This window comes from Gardnerella sp. c10Ua_244, from assembly GCF_055818055.1.
Window position 1 is genome coordinate 94,746 of the sequence record NZ_JARFVS010000003.1, and the last position, 23,466, is coordinate 118,211.

The window sequence follows — 23,466 nt, forward strand, 5'->3', positions numbered from 1 at the left end:
GCAGATTCAACCTGCTACAGTTTGCCACACATTGACTCACGAAACATTTAGATTATGCATGATTAAATAGACAAATAAAAAAAATCTCGTACACTATTAAACTCACAGAAGTTGTGCGTTTCTAATAGAATGTACATGCTATTTGTAGTTTTAAATAATTCGATTGGGGCAGCAATCGAAGTCGTTTAAAGAAAGGAATCGAGTTTTCATGACGCAATCGCGTTTTAAACGTATGCTAATTAAATACCTGCCAACTGTATTTTCTGTAATAGTTTTACTTGTTTTTTGGCAGTATGCATGCGACTATTATAAAATTTCGGAAAATTTGATTCCAACACCATCTTCAATTGCTCAATCAACAGCTGACTCTTTGCCAACTCTATTACCTGCAGCATTAATTACAACACAAGAAACAGTTATCGGTTTTTCTATTGCAATAGTAGTTGGAATTCTTTTAGGTGTTATTTTCCATGTTTGTAAGCTTGTTAAATCTGCTTTATTCCCGCTTTTATGCGCAGCGCAAACTATGCCATTAATTTCTATTGCGCCAATTTTTTTGATTTGGTTTGGTTTTGAAATATCTGGAAAAATTGTAATAGTAATGGTTTTCAGCATGTTCCCTATTGCTGTGCAAACTATACGAGGTCTTGACGCTGTTCCAAGTTTTTATACAGATGTTGCTTTAACTTGTGGAGCAAGTAGAACTTGGACTTTGTGGCATGTTAAATTAAGGGTTGCAGCTCGCCAAATTTTTGGTGGCATACGCATTAGTGCAGCTTATGTTTTTGGAACTGCTTCAACTGCAGAATATTTGGGAGCCAAAGATGGGCTAGGAATTTGGCTTCAATTCGCTTATAACTCATTTAGAACACCACTTATTTTTTCTGCAACAATAGTAATAATAATTCTTACTGCGCTTCTTATGTGCATTGTTAATGCTTGTGAAAGAATTCTGCTTGGCTCAGCAGACGAAGATGAGGATCCAGATAACCAATTGTGAAATGAATTAAAATAGCCCATGTGAGCTACAAAAGTAACGAAAATAACGTAACATTCGCTACTTTTGTAACTCACAAACTGATATATTAACGAAAACCTACTTACTTACCTGATTCTTCTTTCATTGCTTCATTAATAGCATCGCTCAACTCTTTTTGTGCCTTTCCGTAAGCTTCCCAGTTTCCGGATCGCATAGCAGAATCAGAATCTTTTAATGCTTGAGCCGCACGTTTAAGTGCTTCTTTAGCTTTTTGGCTCATAGAATGAGATTTTTCTGAATTCGTAGACTCATTTTCCTTAGAAGTACCTTCTTTAGAATCAGCATCCTTAGATTCATTATTTTCAGCAGCATTGTTTGAAGAAGAATTATTAGAAGCATCTCCAGCCAAAGCGCCCGAGTTTCCGCCAAATACTTGATTAAGTGCTTCATCTAACGTATCTGCAAATCCAACTTGATCTCCAAACGCAACTAACACCTTCTTAAGCAAAGGATAGCTAGTAGAACCGCTAGATTGCACATAAACAGGCTCTACATAAACCAGCCCACCGCCAAGAGGCAATGTAATCAAATTGCCGCGCTTAACTTTAGTAGAACCGGATTCAAGCAAATTCAATTCTTTAGAAACATTTGCATTAGCGTTGAAATTATTCTGAGCTTGACCAGGTCCTGGAACATTAGATATCTTAGGTAATTCTTGCAAACGAATCTTACCGTAATTTGGACCAATCTTTCCAGGAGTATCCCCCGCATCTGAATCAACAGACAAGAAACCAGTTAATATTTCGCGAGTACTTTTACCTGCCGGAATATAAGTAGAAACAAGCGAAAATACTGGTTTCTTTGCGTCTCCAGTTTGCAAAGTCAAATAGTATGGAGGTTGCAAAATATCTTCTTTTTGTGCTTTTTGAGATTCAGTTGGATCAACAGGAATCTGCCAGAAGTCTTCTCCAGAGAAGAATTGGCTTGCTGTATCGACGTGATACTTTGCTAATAAGTGACGTTGAACTTTAAACAAGCTTTCTGGGTAACGCAAATGCTTCATCAAATCGCCAGAAATCTTAGAAATGTCATGATAATGACCTGGGAAAATTGAACGCCATGCTTTAATCACAGGGTCTTTCGTATCCCACACATACAAATCAACAGATCCATCATAAGCATCAACTGTAGCTTTCACAGAATTACGAATGTAGTTTGCGCGCTGATTTGTCAACCCTTTAATAGAATGAGAAGTTGTTGTTGTGGAATCTTGAGTTACCTTACCAAAATCAGTCATTTGAGAATAAGGGTAAGAATCAGAAGTAGTATAGCCATCAACAATCCACTTAACGCGACCATCTACTACTGCAGGATAAACTCGACCATCCAAAGTTAAGTAAGGAGCAACCTTAGACACGCGTGTCTTAGGATCACGATCATACAAAATTTGAGATTCAGAAGTCACACGGTCAGAAAAAAGAATCTGATCAGACTCAAATCTAATTGCATGCAAAAGTTTAGAGAAGAAGTTTCCTAAACTTGGACCACCATTGCCTTTGAAAGTAGTTAAAGCACCTTGAGAGCCAGTCGGATAATCAAACTCCCATGGAGATGTCCCTTTTGGAGAACCAACGATAGAATACTCAGGAGCATTTGGTGAGAAGTAAATACGCGGTTCATACTTTTGTGACTTAGTAAGTTTGCCTTGAGCAGGAATACCATACTCCATAAATTGTGGCTGTCCATCTGTTGTTACTTTATTTCCGTAAGCTGCAACAATTCCATAGCCATGCGTATAAACTGTATGATCATTAACCCAGTTTCGATTATCGTTGCCAGCTAAATCAAGCTCGCGCGCAGCAATAACCGTATCTTGACTTACACCGTCAATATCGTATTTATCAACTGAAAGCGTATCTGCGAAAGTGTAATATTGCTTCGATTGCTGCAATTGACGGAACGTTGGAGACGTAACTTGTGGATCTAACAAACGAATTTGCGCAGTTGACTCTGCTTCTTTTGATAATGCACCTGATTTACCTTTAGAAGTAGCGTTATACGATTCTTTCTTTACGTTATTTAGCCCGTAAGCAAACTTTGTTGCATCGATATTACGCTGAATATAAGTAGCTTCCAATTCCTGAGCATTAGGAGCAACTTTAAATCGCTGCACAAGTGCCGGCCAAGCGAAAGATATAACAATTGAGCAAACAATCATAAAAGCTAAAGCAATAATTGGTGTTTTCCATGCCTTAATTGCTGTTTTAAAACGCACTGAAATTGGTGCTTCTACAGATAAAGCATGAGATTTCATAAACCAAAATGCAATAACAGAACCAACTAACACTGTTATCACTGCCATTGCTATGCTTCCAGGAACACCAGCATTCATGTCAGTGTATGAGCCGCCTGTAATTCGAGATCCATCAAGAGTTACTAAAGCGAACATGTCTAAAATCTGTTGAAGTGCCCATGTCAAAATCACAAGCATAAACCATACAGAAATTTGTCTACGTGCTCGTTTTGTAATACTTAATATGCCTTTACCATCGATAGGCATACTAAAACGAATTGCTCCCATAAGAATGTGCGTAATAATAGAGAAAACAAGAGATATTACCAATAAAAGCACAAATGCGCTTATAAATAACCTTAATCCTGGAAGCACAAATACATAGAAGCCATTGTCAATTCCAAATTGCGGATCTTTAATGCCAAAAGGTTGGGCGTTAAACATTAACAAAATTTGCGCCCAATGATTGTAGAATTTAAATCCAAATACTGCGCCTACAATCAATGAAAAAATTCCTGCAACATGCAAAGCAAGCTTTGAACTAATTCCCTGCTTTAAATCAATAACATTGCCTTTAATTCGAATATAAGTTCCATCTGCATTGCTTGGACGCGCTTTTATTGCCAAAGCTGCAGACAAGTATCCAAAAGCAGACATTAATATTGCATAAAGCACCCAAACGCCCACTTTTGCTGCAAGCTGAATCCAAATAACACTTTCAAATCCAAGCTGCGAATACCACATGCAATCAGTTATGAACCTTGCGAGAGCAAATATTGCAGCTACAGCAAACGCGACAATTAACACTACTATCGCAAGAATCCACCTCCACTTTTTTGCAGTATAAGTAAATTTTGCAAAATTCAGATTAACTTTCATAGAACAATTTCTTTCATTCTTAAGCTTATTGTTGTTATCTTTCTCATCATCATTGAGAATATAGTCTGTACATTTTTGTTACTTTTATTGCTCGCACTGCTCTTACTATTTTTATTATTTTTAGCCATATATGCACCAGCAACAACCCACATAATGCCAATAATTACTTCTATGATGAGCTTCAACATAAGGTTAATGATACTATACTAATTATTCCCAATCTATATATTATGTAATCAAAATTAATTACAAAAAGCGCACCCGCAAGTTAATGCGAACGCGCTTAAAGCGATTAAATTAAATCAAATTGGAGTATTTAAGCTAGGCAACATCAGGATCATCTTTAGCAATCGTACCAGTAAGCTTTCCAATAGCCTTCAGTAAGTGGTATACAACCAACACCACAACGGTTCCGATTGCAATACCGTTGAACTGAATTCCAGAAATAGCAAACTGGAAGTTAGCAATACCAATAATCATAACGATTGCAGCAATCATAATATTCACTGGCTTATCGAAGTTAACTTTGTTTTCTACCCAGATTCTTACGCCAATCATGCCAATCATGCCGTAAAGCAAAGTGGTCACGCCACCAAGAACACCAGCTGGGATTGAATTTACAACAGCGCCAAACTTTGGGCAAAGGCTCAATATAAAAGCAAAAGCTGCAGCACACCAATAAGCTGCAGTAGAATAAACCTTTGTTGCAGCCATAACACCGATATTTTCACCGTACGTGGTGGTACCACAGCCGCCAAATAAACCAGCAATAGCTGTACCAAAACCATCTGCGAATAATGCAGTTCCAATCTTAGAGTCATAGTCGCGACCAGTCATTTGAGCTACAGACTTTACGTGACCAACATTTTCTGCAATGAGAACAAGTACTACCGGCAAGAACATAAGTAGAACAGAGAAATCAACTTGTGGCGTGTGGAATTTAGGAAAACCAATCCAAGAAGCTTCTTCAATCTTTTTAAAATCGACTTGACCTTGGAAGCATGCATAAGCGTAACCAACGAGAACACCTAAAAGAATATTTAAACGACCAAGAAGACCGCGAAATACTACAGCAATAAGCATTACAGCAACTAATGTCACAAGAGCTGTATCTGGAGCTTTCTGGAAGTTAGTCCAAACTGCAGGTCCTAAATTAAAACCAATAATTGCAACGATTGCACCGTTTACGACAGGTGGCATAATAATGTCAATCCACTTAGCTCCTGCAAAATGTACAAGCACACCTATAAGAGCAAGAAGCAAACCTGTGCACATAATGCCAAAGCTTGCAACTGCAATACCTTTATGAGCTGTTGTTACAGCCATAACAGGTGCTATAAGACCAAAAGAGCTTCCCAGATAACTAGGAAGCTTATTTGCGTTAATAAGTAAGAACAGTGCTGTAGAAATAGCAGTGAACATCAATGTTGTTGATGGATCAAAGCCCGTAAGAATAGGCACCAAGAACGTAGCACCAAACATTGCAATAACATGCTGAGCACCAATTCCAGCAGTACGAGTCCAAGTCAAACGCTCGTCTGGCTCTACAACTTCACCAGGCTTTAACGTTTTGCCATTACCGTGAAGCTGCCACGTGAATAATGAATTCATTTCTTCTCCTTGCAAAAACAAGCTATGCAAAATGTTGTGTAAAACAAGTGTCGCTAAAAAAACAAGCACTCATTGAGCGCTGGGATGGCAGCTTCTGGGAGGTCCATTGCACCACCGACCCATATGCCAAAGGGACATTCTAATGTCGCAAAACGAAAGTGTCGAGCATAAGAAAAAAATTACAGTTTTGTTTTTTATTTTTGTTGGAATATCAAGCAAGGTCGGCGTGTTGAAAAGAATGCAATGAACACCAACTAAAGTTGATACTTACTAACTTATGTTTATAAAATAATTAAAGTTAGGCAAAGTTAAACAATCGCAAAATTAGTAAACACATACTCAAGCAAGTAATTTTTGTAAATATTCTTGCAAAACTAATGCGTGATTTACTTTTGGATTTTTTGCAGCATACAACAAAGTTATAGTTTGATACTTATTAAACAAATCCATAATCACACCAACAGCTTCATGATTTGAATCAAGTTCTTCAACATAACGATGTGAAAATTCTTCAAAATGCTCCGGGTCATGATTAAACCACTTGCGTAACTGCGAAGTAGGAGCAATATCTTTAAGCCATTTATCAATATGAGCATATTCTTTGCTTATACCACGCGGCCAAAGTCTATCAACCAAGACTCTCACACCATCATCTTCACTAATCGTTTCATACACACGCTTAATCTTCACAGTGCACTTGTTCATAAAATCTCCTTTATACGTTTACCATAATCGCAGCTTTATTTATTTTTTCAAGGAATTATTTACTAGCAAAAGATATCTGCGATATAAATTGAGTTATTATGTTCGATTATGTGATTTTATGTCGGCGTGTCGCGTTTATTTGCAGCAAAATTATATAAAATTTGCTTAATTTTTTTAATTTATGTTCGTTTTTGTCCGATTATGGGAGAATACTTGGCTAAATGGTTAATTTCTTTGATACATGGAAAAAGAAAATCTGCACCATCGATATGGCTCTTATTGCTGTATTGACACTTCTAGCTTCCTTTATTGGCAGCTGGCTTAAGCAGTACCCAGGTTTCCAATTACTTGGTGCTCTTATTATTGCGTTGCTTGTTGGCATGGCTCTGCAGCTGCCATTGCACGTGTACAAAATGAATAATGATTCAAGGCGAGCAGGCGTTAAAAGCGCTGCTGGTTTGATTGCAAACAAACTTCTTCGCCTAGGTATTATTCTCCTCGGATTTAAGCTGAATTTGCATGATTTGTTTACCAAGGGCATTAAATGCTTGCCTATTGCAGCTGTGTTAGTTGCAATAATGGTTTGCGTAACTTATAACATTGCTAAACTCTTGAAAGTAAATCCTCAGCTTGCAATGCTTACAGCAGGAGGCACAAGTATTTGTGGAGCTGCTGCAGTTATGGGTCTTTCTGGCTCAATGCCAGTTCTTCCAGAAGAGGAAGATGAGAAAGAACAGAACGAAGTTATGGCTGTTGCAACAGTTGCAATTATGGGCACTATTTACGCTCTTGCTGAAATTTTCATCCTGCCTAACTTTGGCATGACTAAGCAGCAGCTTGGCATTACAGCAGGTGCATCACTTCACGAAATTGCACATGCTGTTGCAGCTGGCGGAGCGTTCAATAGTATCGATGTTGCAACAATCATGAAGCTCTCGCGAGTTCTTATGCTCGTTCCAGCCTCCATCTTTATTGCAATTTGGTGGAATGCTCGTCATAGCAAAGTTGAAAATGGCGGAAAGCATAAGATTAGCTTCCCATGGTTTATGCTTGGCTTTATTGCAGCATCTGTTATTGGAACTTACGTTCCTTTCGTAGCGGCACACGCATCAACTCTTGTAGAAGCAGGATACGTTTTCCTTGGCATGGCTATGGCTGCACTTGGAATTAACGTAAACTTCCGAGCTATTTTCAAGCAAGGTCGCGCAGCATTTGCAGCAAGCTTCCTAGCTTCTATTGTTTTAGTTGCTTTGGCTTATGCAGCTGCAGTACTGTTCTTCTAAATAAAACATTACAGAATAGTTTTGCTTAACAAATGAGGGTCTTCGTTTGAAGATCCTCATTTTATATTCTCGATAATTTATTTTCGCGTATTCTTGAAAAATCTATCTAATATGCACAGCCGTTCCATCAGGAATATTTTTATAAAACCATTTGGCATCCGCAACACTTAAACGCACACAACCATGCGAAGCAGGCTTACCAAGTTTCATGCCCTCCGACGGAATATATTCACCAAAGTTGTAGCGCGTTGGAACCGAATGGAATAAGTATTCTCCACCAATAAAACCAACCCAATAATCAGCACCAACTTTTTCCTCATGATTAAAGAAATGTTTTCCGCGCATATTAATGTGATAATCACCATGAGGAGTGGAATCACCCATTCCAGAACTCATAATCATTGTATATACAGTTTTACCATTGGCAAGAATATGCACTCGTTGCTTTTTTAAGTCCACATTAACTTTTAAGTCAGAAACTTTAACCCCTGAAAGATTTGGATATTCACCACCAGTAGGATGTTTCCAAAAAACATGATTAACCGTTGATTTATCTAACTTTTGTTTGCAATATTTATCGAAATATTTTTCAAACGACTTATTATCAGCAACCTCATTGTCTTTATTACCAAGATTGTTACTATAAGCATTTTTTTCGCGCTGAATTAATACAGAATTCTGCAATTTTGCGCTGTATCTAGACGAGTAAGAAACCATATTAACAGTTTCGAAAATAATAAAGCACAACCATGCAATCAGCAAAGAAGCTAATAAAACAGAAGACGTAATACGAGCAGCTTTAGAGCTTCTCCTCCACCAGTTGCGCATTTTCGCAGCAATGCGAATGCACTTTTTAATGTCATTCATTATGTTACGAATAAACTGCATTATGTCTCCTATATAAATGCAAAAGCGTTGCATCCAATAGTTTAGCAGGAAATTATTAGATGCAACGCGCAAAAAGCAATATTTTTTCACTTATTAATTCAGCAATATTAAATATGAATCATACTGCTTTTATTTTCGCAAACAATCTCATACGTTGAACTTAAATTCAACAATATCGCCGTCTTGCATAACATAATCACGGCCTTCAAGACGAAGCTTGCCTTCCTCTTTAATTTTGACCATAGATCCTTCAGCAGCAACAAAATCATCATATGACACAATTTCTGCCTTAATAAATCCACGCTCAAAATCAGTGTGAATCACACCAGCAGCTTGTGGAGCAGTCCAGCCTTTATGAATCTGCCAGGCGTGAACTTCCTTAACACCGGCAGTTAAATAGGTTTGAAGACCTAAAATATCGAATCCTACGCGAGCAAGCTGATCCAAACCAGATTCCTTCAAACCAGCATCTTCAAGCATTTCACGAGCATCTGCTTCGTCGAGCTCAGTAAGTTCGGACTCAAATTGAGCATTAAGGAATATTGCTTTTGCAGGAGCGACAGATGCAGAAAGTTTAGACTTTAAATCTTCATCAGCCAACTCCGAATCATCCACGTTAAACACGTAAATAAATGGCTTAGCAGTTAGCAAGTGCAAATCATACACGTCGTTTTTATCAATAAGCTTTTCGTTATGAGCCTGGTCAATAGTTTTGCCAGATTCAAGAATTTCCTTAGCTTTATTTACAGCGTCTACGTATTCTTGCGTAACTTTCTTACCGCGCAAATCTTTTTCAAGCTTTGGCAAAGCATTATCAATAGTTTGCATATCGGCAAGAATTAGCTCAGTATTAATCGTGTCAATATCGTCAGCAGGATCTACTTTTCCGTTAACATGCACAATATCGTCGTCATTAAACGCGCGAACAACTTCGCAAATAGCGTCTGCTTCGCGAATATTAGCAAGGAACTTATTGCCCAAGCCTTCACCCTCGGAGGCACCCTTAACAATTCCTGCAATATCAACGAAAGTAACTGTTGCTGGAACAATCTTTTCAGTATTAACTAATTTAGCTAAAACTGGAAGACGATAATCCGGAAGCGGAACAATACCAGTATTAGGCTCAATAGTTGCAAACGGATAATTCTCCGCCAAAACGTTGTTGCGGGTTAAAGCATTAAACATAGTGGACTTACCAACGTTTGGCAATCCAACAATTCCAATAGTTAAAGACATATTTACCTAGTTTAGACCAGCGCCGGGAAAGCCGACACAACTTGATTTTATTTACTATTTATTTTCAATAGCATCAACTGCAGCAATCACATCTCCCCTAAATCCGCGAGATTCTAGCTCAGCAACGCCACGAATAGTTGTTCCTCCAGGAGAGCACACTGCATCTTTCATAATCCCTGGATGAGTGCGCGAATCCATATATAACGCACCTACTCCTTCAATCATTTTTGCAGCCAAACGGTAAGCACAATCACGTTGCAAACCATATTTCACACCAGCATCGCCCAATGCTTCCATATACATTGCTGTAAAAGCTGGAGCACAGCTAGAAATACACATTGCAATATTCATATGATCACTATTCACTCGCTCTACCAAAGAAATTGGCTCAAATAAAGCACTAAACATTGAAAGTTGACTATCACTAAGCGTATGAGTAGTTTCAGCTAAAGTCACGCCTTGGCAGACCGCAATAGGAGTATTCGGAATAATGCACTGAACATGAGCATTCTTGCCAAGCAGTTCCATGTAACGCTCAAGCGTCCAACCGGCTGCAACGGAAATAACAGCAATACCTCGTTCATTAATAACTTCACAAATTGGCTTAAGCACTTCAGCAACCTGATACGGCTTTACAGCAATAATAATCACATCACTTGCTTCACACACTTCTTGAGCAGTACGCATAGCGCGAGCGCCAATTAGTGAAGTATTACGCTCGAGTTTTTCAAAATTATGCGCGCACGCAACAATATTTTCACCTTGCAATACTCCTGCATTCAGCGCACCTTTAGCGATTGCTTGTGCCATATTGCCATAGCCTATAAAACCAACAGTTCCAGATACACAAGTACCCATACATGACTCCCTTTAGCGCATTGATAAAACAGTAGTGCACTCATTACTAAGCAAACAGATGTATAGCATAGCAAAGAGTGCACTATAATCATTGCGCATATTAAAATTATTACCTTTGTATACGGCTTATCTCTTGTAAATTCCCTCTAAATCACCGCGATTTAAAGCCTCATCAAATAGATGACGGAAAACAATGTTTCCATGCAAACCATCATGCTCAAACTCATTCGTTGTCCAATAATGGGAGTTTGCAATACGAGAAAGCGTATCTAACTGAAGACCAGAATCAACATACATGTCATCAAAGTAGACTGCAGACTGTAGTGAAACTTCATTATTAGCAAGCTGCTCTTGATCATAAATCTTGCCAAACTGCTTGTCGCTCATTAAGCAGTCAACTGCTGGCAAGAATGGCTGCAAAGCTTTTTCTTGATCAAACATCCAAGGAAACATAGCTTCGCCCGTAAAAAGAAGCGGACGTGCAGAACCAGAAAACTCTGGCATAGTTTCTCGAACCTGTTGAGCAGCCCACAAAATTGGGTGTTCCAATTCACCGTCAGCATAAATAAATTCTTGCAGCGGCCAATAAAGTGGACTAGAAGCTGTAGAGTCCATGACACCGTAAACAAACTCGTCGCTTAAACTACCAGCAACAGAACCGCCAGCGTGTTTGAAAGCTTTAAGCGAACCGTCACCGTCAGAAAAAGCGGAATCAAGAAGCCAGTGCACTCGCTCAAAACTTGGTTTCATACCAAAGGAAGAGCCCAACATTTGGAATCGTTCAACCGTAAGTTTTTCGCCATTTGGAAGCATAACGTCTCCTTGAGCAATACGGTCTGCAATAGCAGCGGCGCGAGCCACATCCTGCGGATAACGCTCATAGAATTGCTCTGTTTTGCGAGCCATACGCGGGAACGTGTGTTCGTAAACTTCACGCGCATTCGCCGGAACATGAGGAATACCGCCGGTTGTGAAGCTTGCAATTAATCCTTGCGGGAACAGTGACAAATATGTAAGCGTAAGGAAACCGCCGTAGCTTTGTCCCAAAGACACCCACGGCTTCGCATCAAACTCAGTAAGTCGCAAATGCTCAAAATCGCGAATAATTGAATCAGCTAAGAAACGCTTCAAATACCATGCTTGACGCTCAACACTAACGCCGTCATCCAACATACGCTTCATGGTTGAAGCATCTACCCTTGAGGAACGTCCAACACCGCGCTGATCCGGCAAAACTACGCGAAAATGCTTAATAGCCTCTTGAATCCAACCATCGCTAGAAGGTGAAAGCGGACGTGGGCACTGCCCGCCTGGGCCTCCTTGCAAGAACACAAGCAGCGGCAAATCGTCATGCACATGCTCAGGAGCGCAAACTACTCTGCAGAATAAGCGAATAGTCTCACCTTTGATAGCACCACCCGGAGTGTTACCCTCCCAATCAAGCGGCACATCAATCGCTCGTTCTTCAATATGCAATCCCGGAACATAATAGCTTGTAAGCAATGCCATCTTGCCATCCCTTTCTTTATTTTCGTGCTACATTGCAACTATCAATTACACACTCTATTTATAAATCATACTCAAGTTTGATTGTTCTATAAAGTACTATGCACTAGCCTAGTAAATATGAAAATATCTCACACGTTTAACAGTTGCATACAACGCTTACGCACTGAACTTACGCTAAACGATATATTGTGGGGTATTATTCCGTTTATTCTTTTTATGCTTTCAAGCGATCGCTACGTTATAAGCAACGTTGATGGCTTTTTGACTCAAGGTTCGCTTATTACAGTAACGCTTATCAATATTGTTGTTGCATTACTACTTTCAGTCCGAAAACTATGGCCTGAACAATCGGCTACTATTTTTATTGTTATTTGCATTGTGCAAGTAGCATTTGGCTCTACTCAACTTTTCGCTGATTTCTTTGGTTTCGTGCTACTTGTTAATGCTATTGCGCGCGGAAATCCAGAACATTCAAAAGCTTTTGTTATTGCAGCTTACGTAACAACAGTATTATCTTGCGCAATAATATCGTGGAATATCGTAATGGGGCCAATATATGGCAACAATCATTCAAAAGCTAGTTACACTTGTAGTGTACAAAATATAAATAGTAGTAACATAAAAAATTGCGTTTCAAATATACTTAATTTTGCAATTCCTTCAATAATTTTTGCGATTATTATTACTACTATTACGGTTATTATTGGCTACTGGCAGCGCACTCACGTGCATACTATTCAACTTTTGCAAGATCACAATAATTCTATTCGCGCGTACCGCCGAAAAGCTCAACACATTGCTGTTACTGCAGAACGCGCAAGAATTGCAAGAGATATGCACGATATTGTTGCCCACACGCTTTCTATTATTATTGTGCAAGCAGATGGTGGTCGTTATGCAGCAACCAAAGATATTTCGCTTGCTAAAAAAACAATGCATATTATTAAAAATGAAGCCGAGCGAGCCGTTCACGATATGCGCCGACTTCTAGAAGCTTTAACAGACGCTCCATCGGGTCAATTGGACTTCAATCACGTGCCTTCTCTTATTGAGCAAGCAAAAATTGCATCTCCTAAAAATATTTTTTGGCACACTGTTGATGGCATAAATTCTCAAAATAGGCTTAACGCGGACGCACAAACCGTTGCATACCGCGTTGTTCAGGAGTCTCTTACTAATATTCGAAAGCATGCAGGAGATGGCATTAAAATAAACATTCACGAACAGTGGAAGAACCAAGGCTTAACACTAAAAATTACAAATGAAATAAACAAGCTAGAAGCTAATCAAGAGCAAAATAGCGGTGCGCCACATAAAAACGGTTATGGTTTGATTGGCATGAAAGAGCGAATTGAAAATCTTCACGGAACGCTTGATTATGGAAAAATGAATGATGGAACGTTTAGTATTGTTGCTTTTATTCCATATTCCTACAGCGCAGACCAGTCAAACAGTACTGCTTCTGTATTAAATAGTATTCATAACGTTACTCATAAGAATGCAAAAGTTAATAATCAAGCAGAAGCACAAACAAAACCGGAAAATGCAAACGTTTCAACATCATCGGAAGTTTCGACAAACGTTTTGCCATACGTTTTACCAGAAGCAAATACTTCAAAAAATAGGATTGAGAAAGTATCACAATGGTTTGAACAACATTGGCTTATTGGAGACATTATTTATGCATCACCTTGGGTTGTTATGATGCTCTTTCTGCCAACCTACGATTTTATTGTTGGAGTTGGAATGTCTTCACAATATTCCAACTCGCTTTCATTACAAATACTTTATAAAGTATTTACTCTTACAACCATGGTGCCATTCATGTTTCGCAGAAAAGCTCCAACCGCATGCGCAATTGTTGCAGCAGTATTTTCTGCAATACAGCTTATACTCTTGCCGAATATTTTATTCGCTAATTTTTTCATACCAAATATTATTTACGCTGCTGTGCTCTACGGTAAAAAACGCGCATGGCAATGGGTTAGCGCAGTAGTGCTTGCCGAATCTGCTATTTTCGCCGTAAAAATTGGTATTTCATCAAAAAATATTCCACAAACTGAAACTCCAATACGATTCTTTACATCAAATATTGCCACAACCAATTTTTATGACTTTATGCAATTTGCGTCCGTTGGATTAGTTTTTGGTTTTATAGTTGCGTTAATTTGTTTTGCGGCCATTGCATTTGCTTATTCCCGCAGAAACGATGACAATAATTTGCTGATTCTAAAAGCGCGCAGAACAGAATTAGAGCAAGAGCAAAAACAGCTAGAAGTACTTGCAGCTAACGCAGAAAGGCAACGACTTAGCTCAAATATTCAGCAAAAAGTTGCTATTACATTGCATAAAGTAATCGATGCCGCAAATAGCGGAATTGATATGCTAAATAAATACGAAAAAACAAATAGCAATGCAGAAAATCGAAAGTTATCAGAACCAAAGCAATCACAGGAACAAAGTGAAGAAATTAGTAAAGCCTTTAAAAATATTGGAGATGAAGGTCGTTCGGCACTGAAATATATGCGAAAATTGCTTGGAGTTTTGCGAGAAACAGGTTCAAGCGTTCATTCAGCAAATAATGCTGCGAATGTAACTGAGATTGCTATTCGCCCTGCTGCCCCACTTGATGAGCAAATTCAACACAACGCATTAAATAAGCAATAGTAAGTTGATACTATGGAAAATATGGAAAACAATGAAGTAATTCGCGTTGCAATAGCAGACGATCAGGAGCTTGTGCGAGCAGGATTTGCGATGGTAATAAATTCGCAGCAAGATATGCACGTTGTATCTCAGGCTTCTAATGGATCACAAATTGTGGAGCTTTCTAAAAGCCAAAATCCAGACATTATTCTTATGGACGTTCGCATGCCTGTAATGGACGGATTGGAAGCAACTCGCAAAATTCTGCAGCAAAAAACTAACGAAAATACTAAAATTATTATTCTAACAACTTTTGATTTAGACGAATATGTTATGGCTGCAATTCATGCTGGTGCTTCCGGGTTCCTTTTGAAAGATACTGAACCTGAAACTTTGCTTAATTCAATACGAACAGTGTATCAAGGAAACGCAATTATTGCTCCGACTGCTACGAAGCGTTTGATTGAAAATATGATTCAGCAAGGCAAAGTAGCAACAAATACTACAGAAAACAGTGCTGCGAATTACACTGCACAAGTAAGTTACGACGTACAAGCAAATCCGGCTGCGCAAGAAACACAAAGTTGCGCGTACACAAATTCAGCTATTACAGAACTTACTGATAGAGAACGCGAAGTTCTTGTTGAAATTGCTCACGGACTTTCAAATCAGGAAATTGCTGACAAACTATTTATTAGCTTACCAACAGTTAAAACTCATGTTGCGCATATTTTAGGAAAAATCGGTGCTCGAGACCGCGTGCAGGCTGTAGTTTTCGCTTACGAAAATGGCTTAGTTAAGTCGTAAGCATATAAAAATGCGGCTATTTATGCATAGACACAAATAGCCGCAAATTCAGATTATCAACGTACCGAGTAGTTTTTTAATTTATGCTCTCGGAAGGCGACGGTGACGCATAACAGTAACGCCGGCAGCAGCAGCTCCAGAAATGGTTAGCACACCCAAAACACCCAGCATTATAGTGCTAAGCATATTGCCAGAAGACTTGTTCTCGGCTGTAGCACTAGCTTGAGCTTGTGGCTTATTGCTTTCAACAGGAGTCTTTTCTTCAACTTCCTCAGTTTCACCATTATTATCTTCAGGCTTCTTCGAGTTTTCTTCTGAAACTTGAGATTCAGTTGACTTATCTGCTTGCGAAGTATTGTTCGACGGAGCCACAGCAGCTGAAGTACTAGCAGCAGCTGGAGCATGAGATGCAACTGCGGAAGAAACACTTTTAACCAATTCAGCAGCTGGAGTTACTGCCTTCTGAGTATTTGCAACAGTAGGATTTTCTGCAGGTGCTACAGGAACTACAGGTGCAGAAGGCGTTGCAGGAGCTGAATTATCTTCAACCTGAACTGCTGGCACTACTGGGGTAGCAGGAACAACAGAAGCAGGTGGCATAGCTGGAGCTTTAATAGACGGAGCTGGAATCTTAGATTCAGGCACTGTAGGAACTGGAGCAGTTACTTTCGGAGCAGATGCTTCAGGAGGTACAGGTACTGGAGCAACATGCTCTTTAGATTCAGAATCAGAAGGTACTGGAGCAACAGGATTAGTCTGTTTTTCAGATTCTTTGGCATTATTATTACCATCAGAGCTGCTACCACTTTGCTGATTCTTTTGAACTTTTTCCTGTTCCAATTGAGCTTTGAGGGCAGCAACTTTAACTCTAGCTTCCTCAAGATTCTTTTCTGCGTCCTTTAAAGAATCCTCAGCTTTCTTCTTTAAATCACTTTTCTCAGTTTTCTGCTGAATCTGATTGTTTTTAAATGTTTTAGCGCCTTCAAAGCCATTTCTTAATGATTTAATTTTTTCATCTAGTTTCTTTTTGTCGTCAACTAACTTATAGTTCTCAACAATATTATTAAGAAGCTTTGTTTCAGACTCTGCTTTCTTTACTTCAGAATCTTTACTGTTAGAAGCTTCAAGCTTACTAGCTACATTTTTCTTAGACTCATCAATTTGATCTTTAATCTTTTTAAGTTCTTCATCTGCTTTTTCAAATTCTTGTTTTGCTGTTGTGAAAAGAGTCTCTAATTCGTTCAAAGCTCTTTCTTTATCAGCAACAAGTTTCTTATTTTCTTCAACTTTTTTGCTAAGCGAAACTTGATCATTAGAGACTTTTCTAAACTGGTCCGCTAGAGAATAAATATTACCGGCATCGTTTTGATCAACTTTTTCTAACGCAGTTTCTAATTCACTGATTTTTGTATCATACTCTTTAATTTGAGCAGAATCGCTTGCAATAGATTCCTTAAGATTATCTACTTCTTTGTGAAGATTTGAAATCTGTGATTCATATTGTTTTATGTTAGCTGCAGCTCTTTCTTTTGTTTGACTTTTTTCTTCTTCGTCACTTTGCAAAGCATCAAGAGCTAATTTTGCATTATCATATTGCTCTTTTAAAAGTTCATATGCGGCTTTTAATCCAATAAGTTCGTTATCCTTTTCTTCTTTGGATTTTTCAAATTCTGCAATTTTTACTTTTGCAGCTTCGGAATCCATTTTCAATGCATTTTCAGCTTCTAAAAGTTCCTTTTCCTTATCTTTCTCAACGTTTTCAAATCTTTTTTCAGTTTCAGAGATTTTATTTAAAAGATCGTCAAATTCTGCAACTTTTTTCTTATACTCTTCAATTTGAGCTTCTAATTGCTGAACCTGCTCTTCAGCTTTTTCAATTGCTTCTTCAGTAGATGCTTTTGCAGTCACCTCTGTTTGAGCTTGCGTATTTTGTACAACCTCAGCAGCTTCTTGCGCCCATGCTGGCATTGGACCTTGCAGGAACAAAACAAATCCTGCGATTGCTGCGGCAGATTTTTTCTTGACCGTTACCATATTTGTTACTCCTTGCTCGTAGCGGCCTTCATGTCTAACTTATGTCAGCAGTCATTTTGAGCATAACAAAGAAATAAATACATTTTCAATGCCATTTATTCGGAATATTTCCGATAAAACTTGTCATGATGAATAATAATCGTATTATTTTTGAATATTACTAATAAAAAATGCTCTTTTTTTACATAATATTATGCTAGTCGCATAATTATACGCACGTTTTAATAAAAAAATAATAACAATATTACAAATTTTTTCAGAGTGTCGAAAAAGCCTAAGAAAAAGATAATGCCGGCACGTAAAATTTACACACCGGCATTATCTTTATTTTCTGCAACTTAACTTCTACAGACTATCTTTCACATATAGTTTTTGTGAAATTTAGTCCTCCGCGAGCGCAACTACTGGCGAAGACTTCACTGCTCTACGAGCTGGAAGCACGCTAGAAAGAAGAGCTGCAAGTAAAGCGATGAGAGCAAGAACCGCGTAAATAGTCCAATCAATTACAAACGGAACTTTGCCAATTGCGCTAAACACCATGTAGGATCCAATCCACCCAAACGCTGTTCCAACAATCAAGCCAGAAACAGTGCTTGTTAGGGAAATCAACGTTGCTTCCAACGCAAGAGATCTTCTAACCTGTCCTCTTGTCATGCCGATTGCGCGCAAAGTTGCAGATTCTTTGGTTCGCTCAATAACAGACAAGCTTAATGTGTTTGCAACGCCTATTAAAGCAATCACAACAGCTACTGCTATTAAGCCAACAAGCAACATCATCATTATGTCGATAGCACTCTCCCACTGCGCTCGTTGGAACACGCTTCCACCAGCCATAACCTCCGCATAGCTAGATGTAATATTTCTAATATTCTTAACAATATCTACAAGATTAGCTTTGCTAGAGTCTACCGAAATAAGCAAAATATGCGTTGTAGGCTTAAGGTAGTTATTGAAGTAAGATTTGCTAACAAAAGCAGTATTCCTTGAATATATATTAACATTTCTATACTTCTTAAACTGAACTTGCTTTACAGTAATGCTCTTATCGTTATTACTAGAGTCTGTGTTCATGCCAGTAAATGGCGTAATACTATCTACACTATCTTCACTAGAATCGTACTTTTCTACATAAGCTTGCAGACTAAGGTTTCCTTTTTTAAGCTCAAAAGGTTCTCCACCTTCATTATTAAACTTAGGCAAAAGTATAGAATCTTTGTTTATGTTAACGCCATCAAGGTCAGTGTGCATTACATTTTTAAGTTGATCTGTATTATCAACTCCAGCTGCCATAGCGTACTCAGTTTTACCCTTAGCATTCTTAAAAGTCATAGGAACTGCAGGAAGCAACTCAGTATGCTTTATTCCACTAATCTTTGAAATATCAGCAGCTAGAGATTCATCAACATTCTTGCCTTGAATAATAATGTCAACACTGTAACGATCATCAACAACACCTTTAAGAGTTGCTTTACCGCACATTGCGCCCGTTACTACTGTTGAAACAAGCGTTACGCCAATAAGCAAAGCCGTTCCAGTTGCTGCAACTCTTCTAGGATTCCTTTGCACGTTTGCGTTAGCAACCTTAGATGCAGGCCCACAAAGCGCCATGATTGCTCCAGTGGCCTTCATAGCAAACGGCATCCAGAATGTTGCTGTAATAATAATGCCAATAAAAACAAGCGCACAACCAAACATTGCTCCAAGCAAAGTCATCCAAGAGTCAGAACCAGCAGTAGGAGACTTCCTCGCAATCATGCTTGCTAAAGAAGTAGCACTTAAAGCCGCAGCTAAAATACCTACAACAATAAACACAACGCCAAAAACAGCGCGAATAATGCTTGCACGCTTATCTTTAATCAAATCCATTGGTCGTAGCGCTTCCATAGGCGTTACTTTTGTAGCAGATCGAGCAGCACTCATAGATGCAAGAACTGTTACAATCGTGCCAATTGCTATTGGCCACACAACCGCTGGAAGCGAGACAATCAAAGGAATCTTAGATAACGGTCCAGAATTAATATTCACGTTACTAATTGCGCCCATAAATCCGATTGCACAAAGCACGCCAACAGCCGCAGAAATAACTCCAAGTATTGCAGCTTCAAGCAAAACTGCTGCATAAAGCTGGTGCGATTGTGCACCAATTACGCGCAAAAGTGCAAGAGTGCGTCTGCGTTGAGCAACCAAAACTTGGAATGTGTTTGCTATAACAAGCGAAGAAATAAGCAACGCTAGAATACCAAAAGATAGCAAGAACATGGTTACAAAATTAGTGCCGTTGGACACACTTCGAACAGCTCTTACGCCAACTTCATGCCTAGACATAAGAGAGAATCTCGAAGGAAGCAAAGAGTTAATCGTAGGAGATAAATCGTTTATTTTAGATTCATCAATACTCATGTATACTTTGCTTTGCACAACTTCATTGTCAAAATTCTTAAGATTGTTGAGTTTTGCACAAAAATCATTCGTTACGCCACCAAGATATGTGCCGCGATTTGAAAATGGTATTTGAGAATGCTCTCCATCGTCTACAAGACCAACCACACGAACATCGTACGATTTTTCTTTATCTCCGCCAGTGTCATCTACTTTAACCAAAGTTATAGTATCGCCAATATTTGCATGTATTGATTTAGCAATACTTTTAATAAGAGTTATTTCACCTATTTTTTGCGGTTCTCTACCTTCTGTTGATTTATACACAGGAAGATTTCCATACAAACCATTAGACCAAGCAATACTCGTAACTGATTTATCACCTTTTTCCACTCTTACAAGAGCAGTCGCATCATCACTACGAATGCCATTAACACCAGGCATCTTCGATATTTCGTCTAAATGAAGGTCTTTATAATGAATTTTACTACTCGGAGAACTGTTAGGATTCCTAAATGAGATTGCATAATTTGCGCTACCGAATTCATTTGTTGCGTTTCGAACCATCAAGTCGTCAACACTGTTTACAAAAAGCAAAGTAGCGCTCATAAACATGCTGCCTATAAGAATTGCAATTCCAGAGGCGATTAGCATGCGCACGCTTTTACGCATAAGTTTTAGCGCGATTTTCCACATTCTAACTTCACCACCTTTTATTGCAATTGAGCAGACTGATTACTAATACCAGCCTCGCTGCGTTCCATAAGCATCTTGCTCATGCCTTCCGCAGTAGGATTTTGCACATCTTCAACGATTTGGCCATCTGCAAACACGATTGCTCGATCCGCGTAAGAGGCTGCAACAGCGTCGTGAGTAACCATAATCACAGTTTGACCAAGCTCCGTTACGGACTTCTTCAAGAAATGCAAAACTTCTGAGCTGGAAGCAGAGTCAAGATTTCCGGTAGGCTCGTCCGCAAAAACTACGGAAGGCTTAGAGATTAAAGCTCGAGCGATTGCAACACGTTGGCGCTGGCCACCAGAAAGCTCAGCAGGCCTATGCTTTAAGCGATTTTGCAAGCCAAGAGTATTAACCAAAGTATTAAACCATTGCTTATCTGGCTTTTTGCCCGCCAAAGTAAGAGGCATGAGAGTATTTTGCTCAGCGCTAAACATTGGAAGAAGATTAAAACTTTGGAAAATAAATCCGACCATTTCGCGTCGCATAAGCGTAAGCTGCTTATCGCTCATGCCTGTAATATCTAAGCCATCAACCAAAACTTTTCCAGAATTAACGCTGTCAAGACCAGCCAAGGAATGCATTAAAGTTGACTTACCTGAGCCAGAAGGACCCATAATCGCCGTAAACTTGCCGCGTTCAAAACTTACGCTTACATCTCGCAAAGCGTGAACAATGCCTGCACCCTTGCCAAAATCTTTAACAACATGCAAAGCTGCAACTGCTGTTTCACCAATCAAGTTTTGGTTAAAATCTGCTCTAAAATCTAAAGCATTTTCTTGCTCGTATGAGCTTGTTTCGTACGGACTGTTCATAACTGCTCCTTTTCTTAAAAAGTAGTAATCGCATAGTTATCTACTGCTAATACTTAAATTTACGGAAAAATACAGCTGATTACCATCGTGCGTAAGGCGGAAATTATTGAGAAAAAATTAGCGTCTCATCCTAAAGTATGATGCACAAATTTACAGAATGTATAAAAAATCGGAGCGCATACAAATACAATATGCGCTCCGAATAAAACGGTAATGGATCTTCAGGAATATTTTTAATTAATAATTTTTGCTTTGCTTTCTCTTTTCTATTTAAGCAAGTCCTGCTTTACGAACTGCATCAAACCCGCGCTGCAAATCGGCAAGAATATCGTCAATATGCTCAGTTCCAATAGACAAGCGAATAGTTCCCTCATAAATGCCCTGATCTTCCAATTCTTCAGGAGTTTCCTGAGAGTGCGTAGTAGATGCAGGATGAATAACCAATGATTTTACGTCCGCAACATTTGCAAGCAATGAGAAAAGCTGTAAATTGTCAATAAATACGCGAGCTGCATCCCTTCCACCTTTAATATCAAACGTAAAAATAGAGCCTCCACCATTCGGGAAGTAACGCTTATAAAGCTCGTGATCAGAACGACCTTCAATAGAAGGATGACTTACAGATTCAACCTCTGGCACAGTTTGCAAATATTGAACAACCTTCAACGCATTCTCAACGTGACGCTCAACACGCAAGCTCAAGGTTTCCGTGCCTTGCAAAAGCAAGAATGCTGCAAATGGGCTAATGCAAGCACCAGTATCGCGCAAAATAATCGCACGAATACGCGTCACAAAAGCCACAGGTCCTAAAGCTTCATAGAAGTTCAAACCGTGGTAACTTGGGTCAGCTTCTGTAAGAGTTGGGAATTTTCCAGGGACTTTAGACCAATCAAAATTGCCGCCTTCAACAATAATGCCACCAAGAGTTGTACCATGACCGCCAATAAATTTCGTAGCAGATTCGACTACAATATCTGCACCATGCTCAAGCGGACGGAAAAGATATGGAGTTGCGAAAGTATTGTCAACAAAAACAGGAAGATTGTGGCGATGAGCAATCTCGGAAATAGTCTCAAAATCAGGCAAATCTGCGTTAGGATTACCGAAAGTTTCAAAGTATACAAGCTTTGTATTTGGTTGAATAGCATCCTCGAAGTTTTGAGGATTCTTAGGATCGACAAAAGTAGTTGTTACACCATCTCGAGGAAGAGTGTGACGAAGCAGGTTATAAGTTCCACCATACACATTCTTTGAAGACACGATGTGATCGCCCTGCTGCGTAATGTTACGAATAGCATAGTCGACAGCGGCCGCGCCAGAAGCAACAGCCAAAGCTGCAGTACCACTTTCAAGAGCTGCAATTCTGCGCTCAAAAACATCTTGAGTAGAATTCGTTAAACGACCATAAATGTTTCCAGCGTCACGCAAATCAAAACGAGCTGCAGCATGGTCAAAATCATGGAATACGTAGCTTGTTGTTTGATAAATAGGAACTGCACGAGAATCAGTTGCCGGATCCGCCTGCTCTTGACCTACATGCAATTGCAAGGTCTCAAAATGATACTTTCCTTGCGTTTCTTCAATATCGCTCATAATACCCCTCCAGTTTTGCGACTTTTTAAACAGTAGATTAGTTTGCTTCAGCTTACTTTGCGCATCCGCTTACTTTTCCGTTTTCTGTTTACATATTTATTTAAGTGATAACGACAATATGCCACTATGGTTCATTCGTACATACCTGCGGTTATCAAAATTAGCTATAACGAATTAACAGTTTGCAAAAAATAGCGAAATTTGTTTTAGAAA

15 protein-coding genes are annotated in these 23,466 nt (G+C 39.0%); 4 read left to right on the top strand and 11 right to left on the bottom strand.

Annotated features, from left to right (window positions below):
* Positions 1–208 precede the first annotated feature (208 nt).
* On the top strand, positions 209–1,000 hold the full coding sequence (locus P0108_RS05805) for an ABC transporter permease (RefSeq protein ID WP_076002793.1): 792 nt from the start codon (positions 209–211) through the stop codon (positions 998–1,000).
* 100 nt (positions 1,001–1,100) lie between these two features.
* On the opposite strand, the gene P0108_RS05810 is transcribed toward P0108_RS05805, so the two are convergent.
* The 3 genes from P0108_RS05810 to P0108_RS05820 form a co-directional block, all read right to left on the bottom strand.
* Positions 1,101–4,151: a UPF0182 family membrane protein gene (locus tag P0108_RS05810; RefSeq protein ID WP_004111392.1), complete on the bottom strand. Its 3,051-nt coding sequence runs from the start codon at positions 4,149–4,151 to the stop codon at positions 1,101–1,103.
* Positions 4,152–4,472: 321 nt separating this feature from the next.
* A complete protein-coding gene (locus tag P0108_RS05815) occupies positions 4,473–5,762 on the bottom strand; it encodes a uracil-xanthine permease family protein (RefSeq protein ID WP_004119362.1) in 1,290 nt (429 codons plus the stop codon).
* 339 nt (positions 5,763–6,101) lie between these two features.
* The gene (locus tag P0108_RS05820; RefSeq protein WP_012914086.1) at positions 6,102–6,467 is read right to left on the bottom strand and encodes a DUF488 domain-containing protein; all 366 of its coding nucleotides are present in this window, start codon (positions 6,465–6,467) and stop codon (positions 6,102–6,104) included.
* Between the two features lie 221 nt (positions 6,468–6,688).
* On the opposite strand from P0108_RS05820, the gene P0108_RS05825 reads away from it, so the two are divergent.
* Positions 6,689–7,750: a YeiH family protein gene (locus tag P0108_RS05825; protein WP_033888753.1), complete on the top strand. Its 1,062-nt coding sequence runs from the start codon at positions 6,689–6,691 to the stop codon at positions 7,748–7,750.
* 102 nt (positions 7,751–7,852) lie between these two features.
* Here the strand turns inward: P0108_RS05825 and P0108_RS05830 are convergent, their stop codons facing one another.
* The 4 genes from P0108_RS05830 to P0108_RS05845 all read right to left on the bottom strand — a co-directional run bounded on the left by P0108_RS05830 (position 7,853) and on the right by P0108_RS05845 (position 12,241).
* Complete coding sequence (locus P0108_RS05830) at positions 7,853–8,638, bottom strand: L,D-transpeptidase (protein WP_416091227.1); 786 nt, start codon at positions 8,636–8,638, stop codon at positions 7,853–7,855.
* 147 nt (positions 8,639–8,785) lie between these two features.
* The gene (ychF, locus tag P0108_RS05835; RefSeq protein WP_004111381.1) at positions 8,786–9,874 is read right to left on the bottom strand and encodes a redox-regulated ATPase YchF; all 1,089 of its coding nucleotides are present in this window, start codon (positions 9,872–9,874) and stop codon (positions 8,786–8,788) included.
* Positions 9,875–9,928: 54 nt separating this feature from the next.
* Positions 9,929–10,732 carry a pyrroline-5-carboxylate reductase gene (gene proC / locus P0108_RS05840; RefSeq protein WP_064621611.1) on the bottom strand — a complete coding sequence of 268 codons (804 nt, stop codon included), beginning with the start codon at positions 10,730–10,732 and terminating at the stop codon, positions 9,929–9,931.
* Positions 10,733–10,858: 126 nt separating this feature from the next.
* Complete coding sequence (locus P0108_RS05845; protein WP_064621612.1) at positions 10,859–12,241, bottom strand: alpha/beta fold hydrolase; 1,383 nt, start codon at positions 12,239–12,241, stop codon at positions 10,859–10,861.
* Between the two features lie 117 nt (positions 12,242–12,358).
* Here P0108_RS05845 and P0108_RS05850 point away from each other — a divergent pair, with 117 nt between their 5' ends.
* Positions 12,359–14,908, top strand: a complete 2,550-nt coding sequence (locus P0108_RS05850; protein ID WP_102704492.1) for a sensor histidine kinase — start codon at positions 12,359–12,361, stop codon at positions 14,906–14,908.
* A gap of 12 nt (positions 14,909–14,920) precedes the next feature.
* On the top strand, positions 14,921–15,694 hold the full coding sequence (locus P0108_RS05855; RefSeq protein ID WP_410310459.1) for a response regulator: 774 nt from the start codon (positions 14,921–14,923) through the stop codon (positions 15,692–15,694).
* 81 nt (positions 15,695–15,775) lie between these two features.
* Here the strand turns inward: P0108_RS05855 and P0108_RS05860 are convergent, their stop codons facing one another.
* The 4 genes from P0108_RS05860 to P0108_RS05875 all read right to left on the bottom strand — a co-directional run bounded on the left by P0108_RS05860 (position 15,776) and on the right by P0108_RS05875 (position 23,253).
* Positions 15,776–17,728, bottom strand: a complete 1,953-nt coding sequence (locus P0108_RS05860; protein WP_473730860.1) for a chromosome partitioning protein ParA — start codon at positions 17,726–17,728, stop codon at positions 15,776–15,778.
* A 381-nt stretch (positions 17,729–18,109) separates the two neighbouring features.
* Positions 18,110–20,803, bottom strand: a complete 2,694-nt coding sequence (locus tag P0108_RS05865; RefSeq protein ID WP_415697784.1) for an ABC transporter permease — start codon at positions 20,801–20,803, stop codon at positions 18,110–18,112.
* A 17-nt stretch (positions 20,804–20,820) separates the two neighbouring features.
* On the bottom strand, positions 20,821–21,660 hold the full coding sequence (locus P0108_RS05870; protein WP_473730861.1) for an ABC transporter ATP-binding protein: 840 nt from the start codon (positions 21,658–21,660) through the stop codon (positions 20,821–20,823).
* A 270-nt stretch (positions 21,661–21,930) separates the two neighbouring features.
* Positions 21,931–23,253, bottom strand: coding sequence for an O-acetylhomoserine aminocarboxypropyltransferase/cysteine synthase family protein (locus P0108_RS05875; protein WP_421783695.1), 1,323 nt, complete (start codon positions 23,251–23,253; stop codon positions 21,931–21,933).
* Positions 23,254–23,466 lie beyond the last annotated feature (213 nt).

Excerpts from the sequence above, each read along its gene's own strand:
- P0108_RS05805 (WP_076002793.1), top strand. The coding sequence starts at position 209 with ATGACGCAATCGCGTTTTAAACGTATGCTAATTAAATACCTGCCAACT.
- P0108_RS05810 (WP_004111392.1), bottom strand. The coding sequence starts at position 4,151 with ATGAAAGTTAATCTGAATTTTGCAAAATTTACTTATACTGCAAAAAAG.
- P0108_RS05815 (WP_004119362.1), bottom strand. The coding sequence starts at position 5,762 with ATGAATTCATTATTCACGTGGCAGCTTCACGGTAATGGCAAAACGTTA.
- P0108_RS05820 (WP_012914086.1), bottom strand. The coding sequence starts at position 6,467 with ATGAACAAGTGCACTGTGAAGATTAAGCGTGTGTATGAAACGATTAGT.
- P0108_RS05825 (WP_033888753.1), top strand. The coding sequence starts at position 6,689 with ATGGTTAATTTCTTTGATACATGGAAAAAGAAAATCTGCACCATCGAT.
- P0108_RS05830 (WP_416091227.1), bottom strand. The coding sequence starts at position 8,638 with ATGCAGTTTATTCGTAACATAATGAATGACATTAAAAAGTGCATTCGC.
- ychF (WP_004111381.1), bottom strand. The coding sequence starts at position 9,874 with ATGTCTTTAACTATTGGAATTGTTGGATTGCCAAACGTTGGTAAGTCC.
- proC (WP_064621611.1), bottom strand. The coding sequence starts at position 10,732 with ATGGGTACTTGTGTATCTGGAACTGTTGGTTTTATAGGCTATGGCAAT.
- P0108_RS05845 (WP_064621612.1), bottom strand. The coding sequence starts at position 12,241 with ATGGCATTGCTTACAAGCTATTATGTTCCGGGATTGCATATTGAAGAA.
- P0108_RS05850 (WP_102704492.1), top strand. The coding sequence starts at position 12,359 with ATGAAAATATCTCACACGTTTAACAGTTGCATACAACGCTTACGCACT.
- P0108_RS05855 (WP_410310459.1), top strand. The coding sequence starts at position 14,921 with ATGGAAAATATGGAAAACAATGAAGTAATTCGCGTTGCAATAGCAGAC.
- P0108_RS05860 (WP_473730860.1), bottom strand. The coding sequence starts at position 17,728 with ATGGTAACGGTCAAGAAAAAATCTGCCGCAGCAATCGCAGGATTTGTT.
- P0108_RS05865 (WP_415697784.1), bottom strand. The coding sequence starts at position 20,803 with ATGTGGAAAATCGCGCTAAAACTTATGCGTAAAAGCGTGCGCATGCTA.
- P0108_RS05870 (WP_473730861.1), bottom strand. The coding sequence starts at position 21,660 with ATGAACAGTCCGTACGAAACAAGCTCATACGAGCAAGAAAATGCTTTA.
- P0108_RS05875 (WP_421783695.1), bottom strand. The coding sequence starts at position 23,253 with ATGAGCGATATTGAAGAAACGCAAGGAAAGTATCATTTTGAGACCTTG.